We start from the raw sequence: 14,195 nt of genomic DNA, 5'->3' as shown, positions 1-14,195 counted from the left end.
TTACGGGGGGTTTCACGATGTTGGTTGCTCCTGAGGATTATCGCCGGTTTGCCGATGGGGTAAAACGGGTGGTTTTACTAGAAGTGTTGGAAAAGGCTCTGGAGAGGGACCGGGTTTGTCTGAACCGGTTTCCTTTTCGGATGAGGCGGGCACTGGTCCCCCTGTTTGAATCGGCCTCTGATTGGGTTTTCCGAGAATTGGGCGAACAGCGAAGGGTTCTTCGGCAGATCGGAGGAGAAATCATCGAGGTGTCTCAGTTGGAGGATTGCCGCAAGGTGCGGGCCCGATTCCGCGGTTTTCTGTATACCCATCGGTATATGAACGGATGGCTTCGGAGTGAGTGTGAAGACTTGCTTTTGTCCCATTGGGGGGTGAAAAGGCGGCCGAAAGAGGCGGATTCCTGCAAATACCATGGGAAGTGATGCAATAAATCCCTCCGGCCGTACACATTAAGGAAAGAAAGGAGGAAACGAATGAAAAAAGGAATTCTGTCGGTCATGATCGGGTTGATGGTCTTTGCTTTAGGATCGTGGCACTTGTATTGTGAAGAAAAGCGCGTTTCCAGGAAACGGATGAGGCAAGCTTGCGGATATGGAATAGCCGGATTCGGACTGGCTCACATCCTGCTGGGGGGAATGAATGCTCTCCGGCGTCGATGACAGAGAACGGGGGGTTAACCGGTTAACCGCCCGTTTTTTCTGTTGCTCCCGGTTGAAGAAGAGAAGAATCCGGGATAATATGATTTTAATAAACAAAAAATTGAGTTCCTTTACCGGAAAAATGAAAGCGCTTCAAAAGACCCGGCGACAGGTTCATAAACAACGGGAGAGGAGGAAGACAGGTTGTTTCAACAATTAACTAAATTTTCTGTCCGATTGGTGCAGCGGTTTCTTCCCGATCCTTTTTTGTTTGCTGTTCTGCTTACGTTTGTTGTCTATTTTCTGGGTGTCTTTGCTACCGATACCGGACCAGTCAAGATGATTCGGTATTGGGGGGAAGGGTTCTGGGGACTTTTGGAGTTTACGATGCAAATGGTCCTGATTTTGGTGACTGGACATGTTTTGGCACAAGCGCCTTTCATCCGGCGAGGGTTGAAAAGGTTTGCGGGAGTGGCGAAAAAACCGGGGCAGGCGGTGATGTTGACGACTTGGGTTGGCGCGGTGGCCAGTTGGATCAACTGGGGGTTCGGCCTGGTCGTCGGCGCTCTTTTCGCTAAGGAAGTGGCGAAAAGAGTGCCCCGTGCCGATTATCGGTTGTTGGTGGCCGGCGCGTATGCCGGGTTTATTGTTTGGCACAGCGGTCTTTCCGGTTCGATTCCCCTTAAGATAGCCACCGACGATTCCTTCGGAGTACTCGTTCCCACTTCGGAAACGATTTTCGCTGGGTTCACCCTGATCCCGGTTATCGTGTTGATCTTTACCTTGCCCTTGTTCGTTCGCTGGATGCAACCGAAGGAGTCGGAACGGGTACAGGTCGATCCATCCCTGCTGGAGGATGAAACCGCCTCTTCAGCCATCCGGGAGACGCCAGCCACTCCTGCTGAAAAACTGGAGATGTACCCGTGGATCTCCCGGTTGATTGGTGGGATGGGACTCGTCTATATCCTTTTGTTTGTCGCTGACAACGGGGGACAGCTGGATCTCAACATCGTCAATTTCAGCTTCTTGATGTTGGGAATTCTCCTTCATCAAACCCCTCGTCACTATTTAAACGCCTTGGGAGATGCAGTGAAAAAGACCGGAGGCATTATTTTGCAGTTTCCTTTTTATGCAGGGATCATGGGGATGATGGCCTTGTCCGGACTGGGTGAACAGATTTCCCGGCTGTTTATCAGCGTAGCTGATGGAACGACCTTTCCTTTGTTTGCTTTCCTCAGTGCCGGGTTGTTCAATCTGTTTGTACCTTCGGGAGGAGGACAGTGGGCGGTTCAGGGAACGATTATGCTCCCTGCCGGGGAAGCCTTGGGAGTGACCCCGTCCAAAACGACGATGGCCGTCGCCTGGGGAGACGCCTGGACTAATATGATTCAGCCTTTTTGGGCTCTCCCCCTGCTGGCGATTGCCAAACTGAGTGCCCGGGACATCATGGGCTTTTGCCTGTTGATCCTTTTCTACTCCGGGTTCATCATTGGAACGGGATTGCTCTTGCTGGGCTGAATAAAAGGGTTATCATCATGGAAGGTTAAAGGAGGGTGATACCGCCTAACAAGACGGAACCGGGGAGGGAGGCGCAATGAAGCCGATTACCTATCTTGCCCTGGGAGATTCCTTGACGGAAGGGGTTGGGGCGGCGAGGCCGGATTCCTGCTTCGCCGCACAGTATTTTCGCCACATCAAGGTGTCAGAACGGTGCCGCATGCGAAACATGGGGATCTCCGGCCTTACTTCATTGGAACTCTATTCCTTGATCGAAACCCCCGCCATTCGGAAGCTTCTGCCCCGGGTGTCGCATATAACCATTACCACCGGTGGATGCGATTTTATCGACTGGTACGAATCCGGACGTCATTTCATGGAACTGGTTCGAACGATGCGCCGTGTCAGGGCCCAAGTGGAACAGCTGCTGCAATTGGTGCGTCAGGCCAACGATTCCGCGACGATTTATATGCTCGGTTTTTACCTGCCGCTACCCGCTTATGAGATGGGTTTTCTCTTGGGCTCCCGTGTTCTTCGTTCCGTGAACCGGGCTTATCGGGAGATCTGTAAAAAGAACCGCGTCCAATTGATCGACCCCTTTGATTCCTTTTTGCATCGCCGCGACTTTTTCTTTGACGAAGTACATCCCAACCAACAGGGATATGATGCCTTGGCCCGCCTTTTTATCCAGGCGGCGGACCGGGGGGATTCTTCACAACATGATGCGATTCCCAGTCCGGAACCCCTGATCCGATAGAAGAGGTAAACAAGCCGACTTTCTTGCCAGTGTCCCTATGACACGGAGTGCCTTTGGCTTGTAAGAACTACGAAACGGAGTGTGGGACCCAACTCCGACCCAACGCTTTTAGAAGTCGCCTTTTGTGAATCAAGGATGCATAAGGTTTAAAACCTTTTCCAATTCCTCCAAAGAGGTGATCAGATAATCGGGGATCTGTTCATCGGAAGGGGAATCCTCCCACCCCTCCTGTTTCAGCTGTCGGTGAACCAAGTGCGGAAAATCCGGGTGGGTGCGGCGCTCTTTTAGTGACCGAAGCCTCCATTCTTCTGTTAGATGTCTGTTAATCCAGACAGAAACCACCTTTGCCCGATTCGCCCCGGCGATGTCCTGGTCGATCCGGTCTCCGATGTGAACCAGCGGATGGCCGTTCGGAAAATCGAAAAAATCCGGATGCGGCTTGGCAAAACCCCGGGTGTCCGGAGTATGGAATGAATCCAAATAACGAGTGATTCCCAGACAATCGGTTACCGGCCGCTGGTATTTTTCCCATCCGTTCGTGGCTGCAACCATGCGAACCCCTTGAGAATGGAGACGATTCAGAACGGGGAGGACGTCGGCAAAAAGCCATACTCTGCCCGGTTTGGCGTAGTGCCGGACCCGATCTTCTACGGTAAAGGGTAAATGGCTCTTCTTTTCCCCGGTGATCGTCCGAAGGATATCATCCCAGTCGTAGGCGGATACCCACTCCCGTCGGGCCAGCCGGTCCAGGTGTTCTTGCACCATTCGCCGTACCGGCGTCCCTCCGCCGGAGGACAGCAAGGGATGTACAGCTTTATCGACATCCGGAAAAACCCAGCGGCGAAAGGGATTAACCATCAGGGTGTGGTCCAGGTCAAAGGAGATGAGAATGGGATTCACCGCCTTTTTCTCATGGTTTGGAATCTGATTCTATCCTATCACAGAATCGGCGGCTGGAATGCTTTTTTATCGTTTCACATCGGTTTTATTAGGCTCATATCCTGTAGGATGAAAAGGCGGGGATTCTGATGAAAGACTGACGACAACTCACAGATGCGCCTTTCTTTCGACCGGATCCACCCGGCGATTTTTCGGATTCCGGTGTTCCATGGAGAAAGGATGCTGAAGGATTGCGACAATCCTGGTTGCGGGCGATGGTTCGCAAAGAGGAGGCCTTGGCCCGTTTAATGGAATCCCAGGCGGAGATTTCGGCTCGGGTGGCTCAATGGCTGGAACAGTCGGGACGAAGCAGGGAAGAACAGATTGATGCGGGTTTGAAATTGTGCAGCCAATTGTCGGGTCTGATGCAGCGGGGACTGGAGATGACGGAGAAACGGTACGGATGGGTCGATATGGAAGAGAGAAACCCCGTTGACAATTCCGAGGGTTCATGATAAGTTAATCAAAATCATTTTTATACTTAGACGCGTTGAAGAGGGAAAGTAGTCGGCAGGGAGCGATCCCAGAGAGCCGGTGGTCAGCTGTGAACCGGTATCGCCCTGCTGTGCGAATTACACCCTTGGAGCAGACGGCTGAAACCTTGGCGGTCATAGGTCGGTCCGGAGCCCACCGATATCTGGATGGCACGTCCCCCTTTCGGGGGCGTTACGAAGGTGGAATCGTTCGGCGATTCAAAAAGGGTGGTACCGCGAGACTCCTCGTCCCTTTATGGGGGCGGGGATTTTTTTATTTAAGAAAAAGGGAGGTCATCGGAATGATTATCGTGTTGGAGCCGAATGCAACCCGGGAGCAGGTGGACCGTATCGTTCAAAGTCTGGAAGAAAAGGGAGTGCAAATTCATTATTCCAAGGGCGTTGATAAAACGATTCTCGGTCTGATTGGCGGTAAAGAAACCTTATCCCAACTGCCGGTGGAGCGCTTTGACGGAGTGGAGAAAGTGGTCCCGGTCAGTGAACCCTACAAACTGGCCGGCCGTTCTTTCCATCCTGAGCCGACCCGGATACGGGTAGGGGATGTGTCTATCGGCGGTCCGGATCCGGTGGTGATCGCTGGCCCCTGTTCTGTGGAAAGTGAAGAGCAGATTCTGGAGACTGCCCGGTCGGTCAAGGATGCGGGGGGAGCACTTCTCCGGGGCGGTGCTTTTAAACCCCGTTCTTCTCCCTACTCCTTTCAGGGGTTGGGGGAAGAGGGATTGAAACTTCTGGCCAAGGCCCGGGAAATGACGGGTCTGCCGGTGATTTCCGAAGTGATGGACCCGGAAAATTTGGACCGGGTCGCTGAATATGTGGACATCCTCCAGATGGGAGCCCGTAATATGCAAAACTTCCATCTGCTGAAAAAAGTCGGACGGATGAATAAGCCGGTTTTGTTGAAACGGGGCTTGTCCGCCACCATTGAAGAGTGGTTGATGTCGGCGGAGTACATTCTCAGTGAGGGAAATCCGAATGTGATTCTGTGCGAACGGGGAATCCGCACTTTTGAAACCCATACCCGAAATACGTTGGACCTGAATGCGGTACCGGCGGTCAAACACTTGAGTCATCTGCCGATCATTGTGGACCCCAGCCATGGAACCGGCAAATGGCGGTATGTCGAAGCAATGTCCAAGGCAGCATTGGCCGCCGGGGCAGACGGACTGATGGTCGAGGTTCATCCCCGTCCGGAAGAAGCTGTCTCCGACGGTCCTCAGTCTCTGACCCTGTCCAATTTTTCGGCCATGATGGAGGAACTGGCGGCCTTCCGACCCCGGAAACAGGAATCTTGTAAAGGCTAGTGCCCCTTTAGGCAACTTTGTTCTGTCTTTTTGGAAGGATTCTCAGAGGGGCACTCGATAGCCTTGTTGATTGAGCATATCCTTGGTGGCTTGGGGTTGGGTTCCACATTTGTGGAGGGCAACCCGGCGCGCAGTCGGAAATCAGTTTCCGCACCCCGTTATCGTTAATGACCAGACAGGTCCTAGAGCGTGCCGGGTTGATTCCCGAACCCGGGGCTATTCGGATCGACGCCATCGTTTATGTGTCTGAAGAGAAAGATTCATAAACATGGGTACGACCGCTCTGTTTTTCCACTCGAAAAGCGGGGCGGTTTTTTGATGAATTCCGCTGCCCGTGTATAACCCATCGCTCGGAAAGCAAAATGAGTGTAAAGGATACACAGTGGGGGTTCATTGATGGAACGGAAAAAGGAGAGAAAAAGTCTCACCTTCTATCTGCACGATGGAATCCTGGCATTGCTCGGGGGGATTTTGGTCTTAAGTCTGGAGTCCTGTCTATCCGACTTGATACTGGGAATCGATCCGTTTCAACTCGGATTTGGCGTTTGGACCTATTTGGGGTTGGCGATTGTTTCCTTCGGGTTGATGCAGGGGTTGGTCCGGTACGGAAACCCTTATTGGCGGGAGTGGGACGAGGACTGAAAAAGGGCTATAACACCCATAGCGATTCGGGTTGGACAGTAATCGACGAAGGGGGCTGACCGATCGTCTCTCCATCGACATGCATCGCCAGCTGACTTTCCGATGAGAGAGTGATTTCTTTACCGCGCAACAGGGTGACGGAAGGATGGCTGATATGCTTCCCTTTGAAAACGGATGGGAAAATTCGCAAAAACTCGTTTCGAGACAGATTGTTTACACAGCAGATATCCAGCTGACCGTCATCATGGCAAGCATGGGGGCAGATTTTCATTCCCCCTCCATAATAAGGGGTGTTGGTAATGGCGATCAGCCAGACGGCCGAATAGTCGTATGGTTTGCCGTCGACAGTCAGAGATACTTCGATGGGGCGGAATCCAACCCATACTTGAAGGGCACCCAGCACATAATTCAACCGGCCCAACCAGTGTTTGAAAGGAAAACGGTTGACGGTTTGGGCCACTCGTCCGTCAAATCCGATGCCGGCGAAGCCGATCATGGTTCGGCCACCGATATTCGCCGTATCCACCCGGCGAACCCGGTGTTCTAAAACCCGTTCCAAAGCTTTTCCCGGGTCGTCAGGGATTTCCTGGGCCAAAGAAAAGTCGTTCCCCGAACCTGCCGGAATAAAGCCAACAGGCACCTGGGTACCGACCAGTCCGTTTCCCACCTCATGCACGGTTCCGTCACCGCCGACGGCGACAATCGCGGTCAAATCCCCCCGGGACGCGTCGGAACGGGCTATTTCTCCGGCATGGCCGGGGCGTTCCGTGAATCGGACATGATACGGGATTTGTTTCCTCTGCAATGTTTGTTCCACCTGAGACCAAACTTTTCGTCCCCGACCGTTACCCGCGACCGGGTTTACAATAAACAAACGCATTCGTACATCCCCTGCCCATTCAGAAGATCGTAACAAACATGATTTCAGACCTATGTTCTACCGCCCGCTCCTGGAAGGGCCGTTTGATTCGTAAACGGTCGTCATCCGCTTTTTCCTTTGAAAGGATTCATACATCTTTTTTGTGGCCCACATATAAAACTCCGGAGCGATATTTCGTACTTTCACTGCCCAACTCATTCTCCGAGGAATTACTTTCAATCGAGGACGATCGATCATGCGAACGGCGTAACGAGCGACTGTATGTGCATCGAGCAATTGGGAAACGATCCAACCGGGAAAGAGTTGAGAAGGGTCGGTTCCCCGGAAAAAAGGCGTTTGTACGGGTCCCGGGCATAAAACCCCCACTTGAATGAGGGGGGCGGACTCCAGTCTGAGTGATTCGGAAAAACCGATCAGAGCAAACTTTGAAGCACTATAGGCCCCCAGGTTCGGAGATCCCGTCAGTCCGGCCACCGAAGCGATATTGATGATACGGCCGGCCCCCCGCCTGAACATGTGGGGAAGAACCGCCCGCGTAAGGCGGACGGTACCCAAGTAGTTGGTTTCCATCATTCCTTCATAGTCGGAGATCGATAGATCCATCAATCCTCCAAAACGACCGTATCCCGCATTATTGATCAGCACATCGACACGGCCGTACCGGGCAATCACTTCCTCTGCGAGACGGTGAACCTGTTTTTGTTGGGTCACATCGCAAGGGAAAAAATCACAGGATCCCAGTTCTTCTGTCAACCTCTTCAATGGATCCGCCTTTCGTGCCACCAGGATCGGAAAATCCCCCCTTTGAACCAGTTGCCTGGCGATTTCTTTCCCAATTCCGCTGGAAGCCCCGGTTAAAAGAACGATTCGTTGGTTCATATTTATCCCCTTTACGACATGGGGACCTGGGGAATGATCCGTCCTTCGATTCGATGAAAAATATCATCCAGGTCCCGCCCTGTAATGGTAAGCCCGTGATTTTTCAATCCCACAACCGCCCGGGAAGGATCATCGGCTTTTCGGATCTGGTCGGCTACCGCTTCGGCCAGCTGGACTGTACCGCAAGGGTAATTAATCTCGGTTGACGGAATCCCTTCCATCCAAGCGTGGATGTGGACGATCGCTCCGACTTCCGGGTGTTCCGAGTAAATCATCCAGTGCTCGATGGCGTCGACAGAGGCCCGTTTGGGTTCTACATGGGGCGGAACGCTGATTTCAATGGCCGGGCTTTCCGCGTCGAACCCCTTGATTAACAGCACGTCCTTGCCTATTTTTTGGAGGTTGGCTTTATTAACTCCCCTGGCACTCATCCAAAAGCGGTTGTCCTTTTTACGGGCGCTCAAATTACCGTAGCTGAGTCCGCCGATTCCGTACAGACGTTGGATGTGCCGGTAATCTTTCTGCGGCAGCAGTTCTTCGATCGGAAAAGGAGCGGGTAGCAGGTTCATCTGATCCAGCTTTTTCCCGGCACGGTGGATACTTGCTGTAATCTCATCCCCTTCCCACAATGATTCCGGAAGGTCGGGTGAAAAGGTATTATCGATCACCAGCTGTGATGTGGCCAGCGGTTGCAACCGATTGAACACGTGTCGGAAGTAACCGGCATCTCCGGGTTCCCCGGGGATTTCGTAGCATCCTTGTTCCAAAGTGACAAAGTAGGTCCGCGGAGTACCGGTGGAACGATCCAAATAAATCATCATATTCCCCAGGGAGCGGATCAGTATCGGATATCCGGTATGAAGGACACTCTCGGCCGGTTGATCGTTCTCGGTTACCGTGACGACAAAGGTCCCTTTTCCTTTGCGCCGAAAATGGCGTGGATCCCGCGGATCCACAAAGTTGAGAACCAGTTGCACGTCGGGATCGGTATCCGGTACATAACGAAATCCGTTTTGCACCATATACTGGCGAATACCGGAAGAGAACGGTTTGAATGTCGGGTTTGTTTCCCAATCTCCAACCATCGTAAATGTGGACATCATTCACTCCCCTTTCTCCATTACATCATTCATTTTTTACCAATCAGCCGGAACTTATAAATGAAAAGGATAATCGGTCGGAATACGAGAGCTTACCGATAGCCGGATTACGATCGCACCTACCTGTCACCCCGTACAACCAATATTGGGATCATTCTGTCTATGAAACCAGCAAACATCCAAACCTTCGAGAAGCTCTCTTCATACCTTGTAGTATGGGGTGATTGGTATGAGTAAAGAAGGTCGTTCCTTCTATACGTTTTTGTCTCGCAGGGATTCAATCTTGAAGCGCATCCGGAACGCCGGAGGCTTTATTTACTATATCAGCCGCTACAGCGGCTTGGTGTCGGCGATGGTTCCCACTTCAAAGTTACGGGGGATTCTGCAGGATCCGGATCTGTTGTGGGCGGAGAAAGATCGGCGTATTGCCCTTCCCGGCCGAGGAATGATAGGTCTTAATATTCGAAAAAAAGGTATTGGAGATATTGGTCGATCCAAGCGGAAGATTCTCTGGAATATCGAACGGATCTGGGGAGGGGTCCCGTCTTTTAGAGCGGGAAAAGGGATTCGTGTGGGTATTCTGGATACGGGTATCGACTTGAAACACCCCGATTTGCAAGGGAATATCAGGGGAGGCGTCAACTTCATCGATATGGAAAATTCTCCTCAGGATGATAATGGGCACGGTACCCATGTCGCCGGGATCGTGGCCGCCACTGGAGCCGGCGGGGGCGGTGTGGTCGGAGTGGCTCCCGCCGCCGATCTCTATGCAGTCAAAGTATTGAATAAAAACGGGGCGGGGACGGTCACCACTTTGGTTCAGGGTATTGATTGGTGCCTCGATTGCGGATTGGATATTATCAATTTGAGTATGGGATCGGGGAGTACCATTCCTTCAGCATTGGTTCGGGCGGTGAATGCCGCTCGTCGCAAGGGAGCTCTGGTCATTGCTGCTGCCGGGAATAACGGAAATGCGGAAGGAAGGGGGGATACAGTGGACGCGCCTGCACGGATTCCTTCCGTCACCGCTGTGGCGGCTCTTGACAGGGAAAATCGTCGGGCTTCCTTTTCGGCTGCGGGGCCTTCTCTGGATATTGCGGCACCGGGTGTGGATATTTTGAGCACTTACTCCTCCGGAAAATATGCTTTCCTGAGCGGGACTTCCCAGGGGGCTCCCCACGTCAGCGGGGCTGCCGCCGTTTATAAACAGCGATTTTCCGGAGTCTCCCCCGATGCACTGCAACGGTTGTTGAAATCCAGGGCCATGCCCTTGAAACAGAGGCGTCAGACCGGAGCTGGATTGGTACGGATTCGGTCATCGCGCCCGAAGTGAGTAGCCGGCTTTCGATCTCAGGGTCTCCCCGTTTCATAGAGTGAATCAACACCTCTACTTGGATTCTTTTTCGAAAAGCCCATCTAAAATATGAACATTTTCCCCGGCGTATCCGTCCATTCGTTTGTTATTTCTACTCATATGCTGGAAGTAGTAACTATCCAGGAGAACCAGGAGGTGCGAGTATGGGAAGAAAGAGACGTCGCAGACACCGCAGGAGAAAGAATGAATTAAAACAAATCATTAAACTATTGAAGATACTGGTCAACAAATCCTGGGGTCCTCAAATTGTTGTCAATGCAAACCCGAGTGCACAAGCCGCAGCCGATGATGCGTCCAATACAGGCCGCAACCGGTTGGATGCTCAGGGTGATATCGATTATGAACAGACATCCTCGGAGAGCGGACCCGGCAAGCAACAATCAAAAAACGGCTGAGAAGGAACGGCCTATGATCTTTTTACTTCGGGAAGCAAAAAAAAGAACCTTTCATATATTCAAGTTGAGGAATCAAATAGGGTGTGATCCGGAGTTCGAATCCTAGAAAGCGAGGAGGTGCTGTTCAGGATGTTCAAAAAGCGGAAAGGCCGAAGGAAAAAGACGGGCAAAGATGTTTTGATCGATGTCAATGCCGATCCGACTTCCCAGTCCGCAGCTGCAACGGCCTCCAATGCAGGGAACAACTTCCTGGCAGCCGGTGGAGATATCGAATTTAAACAGACGGCGTCGGAAAGCGGGCGGGGCAGGCAAAAAGTTTTTCAATCCTGATCAGGCGGTCAACTCCTCTCCGATCGTTTGGAGGGGAGTTTTTAGTATTCTTTGAGATGTCCGTTCCGAAATGATTCGTTCGGGAATTCATTGCGTTTTTTGGGTTCTTACTCGGCTTTCTTCCAATCAACCAAAATATGTTTGTTTTTCCTAGTGTAATCGTCCACTCCTTCAAAGACTAAGTTCATATACTGTTAGCAAAGAAAGAGGAGGTGTTATGAAATGAGAAGATTCAAGCGACGCAAGCAGAAGAAAGATGAGTGTGAAGCGAGAGCCAAATCCAGTCCGATTTCCCAATCCGGTTCGCTCATTGCCATTAACTCCGGCGATAATTTCATTCTTGACCTGCTCGGCAGTGTTGAATTTGAGCAAACGGCTGCGGAAAGCGGTCCTGGCAGCTTAAAACAAAGGCAGACCTAAAGATGCCCGCCCCCTCCCCCCACAAGGTTGAGGGGAGGGGGAAAGGGGTGGATTCATAGGAGGCCAGAGTCTCTCTAAAGCAAGTAAATGATCTTTTATTACTTGTTCGATTCATCCACCTCTTGAAAAAAAGATCGTAAATATATTGAGAGGCTTAAGGAGGCATTACGAAATGGGTAAATGCAGGTTTAAGCGTCGGAAGCGTCACGGCCGCTTTTCCGCCGGTGAATGCGATGCCAAAGCCAAGTCCAGTCCGATTTCCCAATCCGGTTCGCTGATTGCAGTGAACTCCGGCGATAACCTTGTCATTGATATCCTGGGCAGCGTTGAATTTGAACAAACGGCTTCGGAAAGCGGTAAAGGCGATCTGAAGCAAAGTATGTAACGAATAAAGGGGAGGTGAATCAAAGTGTCAGATCAACATCACAACAACATGCAATATCAATCGATGAATCACCCTCAAATGCAACGGTCTGCGATGAATCAACCGCAGATGCAACAGCCTGGATCAAATGATTTGTTCGACATCATCTCCAGGGTTCTCAACACGGCTCTGGATACAGTCAGAGATAGTATGGCCAGGTCCGGAGGCGTCGGAGGCGTCAGTCCCAACCAGAGAGCGAATGCCGCTCCCAGGTCCAGTCAGACGTCTGCCCTCAAAGCCATTGAAGATAAAATCAGAAACGAGATGGATAGAAAAATTAAGGCCAAATTGTAAGGGAAGGGGTGGCCACCGAGGAATGATAAAGCAGCCGTCCCTGATTGACGGCTGCTTTGGGCCCTCCCGGCCGGATTGTTATCATGAAAAGTACATAGCTCTATCATGTTAGTCCGTCGGTGCACCGAAATCACCCATCCGATGGGCTTCCGTGTGGAAATCGGAGCCTCCGGTAACCCGGAGACTCAACTCTTCCGCGATTTGGAAATAGCGTTGGCTGTCCTCCGGCGAATGGTTGCGATGCCATACTTCGATTCCGTCAAATCCGAACTTCAGCAGGCTTCGGACAAGCTCATCATCACCGAGATAGATGGGATGTGCCAGGACCGCCTGTCCTCCCGACTGATGGATCAGCTGGATACCCTGTTGGGGAGTCAGCACTTTTTTTTCTACATTTGCCGGCCTTCCGTCGGCTAAATAACGGTCGAATACCGTTTGAACATCTTCCGCGTATCCTTTTTTGACGATGGCCCGAGCGATGTGGGGGCGGGTAATCACTCCGTCACCGCTGAACTCCTGCACCTCTTTCAGGGTGATCGGCATTCCCAGGCGGTCGAACCTTTCGATAATCCCCAGAGCCCGGTCTTGGCGGGCGTCCCGGAGAGAGGACAGGGTTTCGTGCAGTTGCCGCCGCCGGTGGATATCATATCCGAGGATATCCACGCCTTTTTTCCCGTATCGAGTGCTGATCTCTACTCCGGACAGCACGCGGACACCGGATGTTTCACCGGCGGCCAGAGCTTCCTCCACACCGGCCAGGGTATCGTGATCGGTGATGGCAATGGTGGACAGACCGGCCTCTTTGGCTCGATGGACGACTTCCGTTGGAGAAAAGATTCCGTCGGAAGCGGTGGTGTGTATGTGCAAGTCGAAAGTTCCCGGTTTTAGATCCTTGAATATTCGCATGCGGCACCTCCTCCCCCACATTATAATCGACAACGGGGAGGAGGTGGCCCGGTTCAGCGGATTTTCTTGCCGATTCGTCTATTGATCCCAGCCGAAGTCGACGTTCAGCTTTTGGTATAATCGGCGGTTATGGGGTCGGAAATAGTTGATCAGCAACTGCCGCGTATCCGGATTCATCGGCTCGTAGGAGCCGGATTTATAGGGGTTCGTTGTTTTCGGAGATGAGTCGGGGACACCTAAAAAACCGGTAACTTTCCTGAGAGTGGATCCGGTATTTTTATAAAAATCTTCACTTCTAATGATCAGCATTTGCTTTCGCGGAAAATACTTCATCCACCTTTCCAGTTGGTCGACATAGATGCCCCGCGCCAGATAGGAATACCGCCAGTAAGTTTGACTGTTGTAGTTTGGATTGCGAAGCATTTTCCTCCGTTCCATTCGCAGTCTAGCCCCTTCCTTTTCAATCGCTTCTTCAAAGGAGAGGTTCTCCTTCCCGCGTCGCACTTGGTGGTTATAGTGAGAATAGGCCCGATCGACGGGATTGCGCAGAAGTACGATGATCTTTGCTCCGGGGACTGTATCAAAAGCCCGCTTGGCCGCATGAGGATGAAAGAGGTAATAGGGGCTGGCTTCCCCCGTAATGAACCCGCGTTTTTTCCGCTTTAGGGGCAGGGGGAATTGATCCGTATACCAGGATGTTCCCTTGCGGTAATTCCAATCAAAAAAGTGAACTTCCTTTTTCTTAGCGGGGACGATATACCGGTTGTCCGTCAAGTAATGATAAAGCGAAGTGGTTCCGCACTTTTGGGCTCCCGCGATGATATAGTCCGGCAGAGACAATCGTATCACCCCCTTTGGTTCAGTGTATGTTCCGGCTATCAACCTAGTGATGGGAAGGCGCCTGATTTAAAAGATCGGGCAAAA

General features: G+C 51.8%; 19 protein-coding genes and 1 other annotated feature. Of the genes, 13 read left to right on the top strand and 6 right to left on the bottom strand.

Annotation, left to right across the window (positions count from 1 at the left end; genetic code table 11):
• Positions 1 to 17 precede the first annotated feature (17 nt).
• The 4 genes from CHM34_RS03960 to CHM34_RS03940 all read left to right on the top strand — a co-directional run bounded on the left by CHM34_RS03960 (position 18) and on the right by CHM34_RS03940 (position 2,892).
• Entirely contained in the window at positions 18 to 422 is a 405-nt protein-coding gene (locus tag CHM34_RS03960) for a YhjD family protein (RefSeq protein WP_094263289.1), read from the top strand.
• A 51-nt stretch (positions 423 to 473) separates the two neighbouring features.
• Positions 474 to 659 carry a hypothetical protein gene (locus CHM34_RS03955; protein WP_094263288.1) on the top strand — a complete coding sequence of 62 codons (186 nt, stop codon included), beginning with the start codon at positions 474 to 476 and terminating at the stop codon, positions 657 to 659.
• 183 nt (positions 660 to 842) lie between these two features.
• Positions 843 to 2,156, top strand: coding sequence for a short-chain fatty acid transporter (locus CHM34_RS03945; RefSeq protein WP_094263286.1), 1,314 nt, complete (start codon positions 843 to 845; stop codon positions 2,154 to 2,156).
• Between the two features lie 76 nt (positions 2,157 to 2,232).
• Positions 2,233 to 2,892: an SGNH/GDSL hydrolase family protein gene (locus CHM34_RS03940; protein ID WP_094263285.1), complete on the top strand. Its 660-nt coding sequence runs from the start codon at positions 2,233 to 2,235 to the stop codon at positions 2,890 to 2,892.
• A 129-nt stretch (positions 2,893 to 3,021) separates the two neighbouring features.
• Here CHM34_RS03940 and CHM34_RS03935 read toward each other — a convergent pair whose 3' ends face one another.
• Complete coding sequence (locus tag CHM34_RS03935; protein ID WP_094263284.1) at positions 3,022 to 3,792, bottom strand: HAD family hydrolase; 771 nt, start codon at positions 3,790 to 3,792, stop codon at positions 3,022 to 3,024.
• A 230-nt stretch (positions 3,793 to 4,022) separates the two neighbouring features.
• Here CHM34_RS03935 and CHM34_RS03930 point away from each other — a divergent pair, with 230 nt between their 5' ends.
• The 3 genes from CHM34_RS03930 to CHM34_RS03920 all read left to right on the top strand — a co-directional run bounded on the left by CHM34_RS03930 (position 4,023) and on the right by CHM34_RS03920 (position 6,268).
• On the top strand, positions 4,023 to 4,286 hold the full coding sequence (locus tag CHM34_RS03930) for a hypothetical protein (protein WP_094263283.1): 264 nt from the start codon (positions 4,023 to 4,025) through the stop codon (positions 4,284 to 4,286).
• 26 nt (positions 4,287 to 4,312) lie between these two features.
• Positions 4,313 to 4,561, top strand: a binding site (T-box leader).
• 45 nt (positions 4,562 to 4,606) lie between these two features.
• Complete coding sequence (aroF, locus tag CHM34_RS03925) at positions 4,607 to 5,626, top strand: 3-deoxy-7-phosphoheptulonate synthase (protein ID WP_094263521.1); 1,020 nt, start codon at positions 4,607 to 4,609, stop codon at positions 5,624 to 5,626.
• Between the two features lie 396 nt (positions 5,627 to 6,022).
• Positions 6,023 to 6,268 carry a hypothetical protein gene (locus CHM34_RS03920; protein ID WP_094263282.1) on the top strand — a complete coding sequence of 82 codons (246 nt, stop codon included), beginning with the start codon at positions 6,023 to 6,025 and terminating at the stop codon, positions 6,266 to 6,268.
• Positions 6,269 to 6,275: 7 nt separating this feature from the next.
• Here CHM34_RS03920 and CHM34_RS03915 read toward each other — a convergent pair whose 3' ends face one another.
• The 3 genes from CHM34_RS03915 to CHM34_RS03905 are packed head-to-tail and all read right to left on the bottom strand — an operon-like array spanning position 6,276 to position 9,127.
• Positions 6,276 to 7,148, bottom strand: a complete 873-nt coding sequence (locus tag CHM34_RS03915; RefSeq protein WP_094263281.1) for a diacylglycerol/lipid kinase family protein — start codon at positions 7,146 to 7,148, stop codon at positions 6,276 to 6,278.
• 57 nt (positions 7,149 to 7,205) lie between these two features.
• Positions 7,206 to 8,027, bottom strand: coding sequence for an SDR family NAD(P)-dependent oxidoreductase (locus CHM34_RS03910; RefSeq protein WP_094263280.1), 822 nt, complete (start codon positions 8,025 to 8,027; stop codon positions 7,206 to 7,208).
• Between the two features lie 11 nt (positions 8,028 to 8,038).
• Positions 8,039 to 9,127 (bottom strand): class II aldolase/adducin family protein, encoded by a 1,089-nt coding sequence (locus tag CHM34_RS03905; RefSeq protein ID WP_094263520.1) that lies wholly within the window; start codon positions 9,125 to 9,127, stop codon positions 8,039 to 8,041.
• A gap of 229 nt (positions 9,128 to 9,356) precedes the next feature.
• Between CHM34_RS03905 and CHM34_RS03900 the strand changes: the two genes are divergently transcribed.
• From CHM34_RS03900 to CHM34_RS03875, 6 genes are all read left to right on the top strand, one after another.
• Positions 9,357 to 10,460, top strand: a complete 1,104-nt coding sequence (locus CHM34_RS03900; RefSeq protein ID WP_094263279.1) for a S8 family peptidase — start codon at positions 9,357 to 9,359, stop codon at positions 10,458 to 10,460.
• A 185-nt stretch (positions 10,461 to 10,645) separates the two neighbouring features.
• Positions 10,646 to 10,897, top strand: a complete 252-nt coding sequence (locus CHM34_RS03895) for a hypothetical protein (protein ID WP_094263278.1) — start codon at positions 10,646 to 10,648, stop codon at positions 10,895 to 10,897.
• 129 nt (positions 10,898 to 11,026) lie between these two features.
• Entirely contained in the window at positions 11,027 to 11,227 is a 201-nt protein-coding gene (locus CHM34_RS03890; protein WP_094263277.1) for a hypothetical protein, read from the top strand.
• 222 nt (positions 11,228 to 11,449) lie between these two features.
• Complete coding sequence (locus tag CHM34_RS03885; RefSeq protein ID WP_094263276.1) at positions 11,450 to 11,647, top strand: hypothetical protein; 198 nt, start codon at positions 11,450 to 11,452, stop codon at positions 11,645 to 11,647.
• Between the two features lie 172 nt (positions 11,648 to 11,819).
• On the top strand, positions 11,820 to 12,032 hold the full coding sequence (locus CHM34_RS03880) for a hypothetical protein (RefSeq protein ID WP_094263275.1): 213 nt from the start codon (positions 11,820 to 11,822) through the stop codon (positions 12,030 to 12,032).
• A gap of 24 nt (positions 12,033 to 12,056) precedes the next feature.
• Positions 12,057 to 12,365, top strand: a complete 309-nt coding sequence (locus CHM34_RS03875) for a hypothetical protein (protein WP_094263274.1) — start codon at positions 12,057 to 12,059, stop codon at positions 12,363 to 12,365.
• Positions 12,366 to 12,473: 108 nt separating this feature from the next.
• On the opposite strand, the gene CHM34_RS03870 is transcribed toward CHM34_RS03875, so the two are convergent.
• Positions 12,474 to 13,271, bottom strand: coding sequence for a PHP domain-containing protein (locus tag CHM34_RS03870; RefSeq protein WP_094263273.1), 798 nt, complete (start codon positions 13,269 to 13,271; stop codon positions 12,474 to 12,476).
• Between the two features lie 78 nt (positions 13,272 to 13,349).
• The gene (locus tag CHM34_RS03865; protein ID WP_206093744.1) at positions 13,350 to 14,111 is read right to left on the bottom strand and encodes a sulfotransferase domain-containing protein; all 762 of its coding nucleotides are present in this window, start codon (positions 14,109 to 14,111) and stop codon (positions 13,350 to 13,352) included.
• Positions 14,112 to 14,195: the final 84 nt, after the last annotated feature.

The organism is Paludifilum halophilum, assembly GCF_002245355.1.
Taxonomy (GTDB): domain Bacteria; phylum Bacillota; class Bacilli; order Thermoactinomycetales; family DSM-45169; genus Paludifilum; species Paludifilum halophilum.
This window is presented reverse-complemented; position numbering and strand designations above follow the sequence as displayed.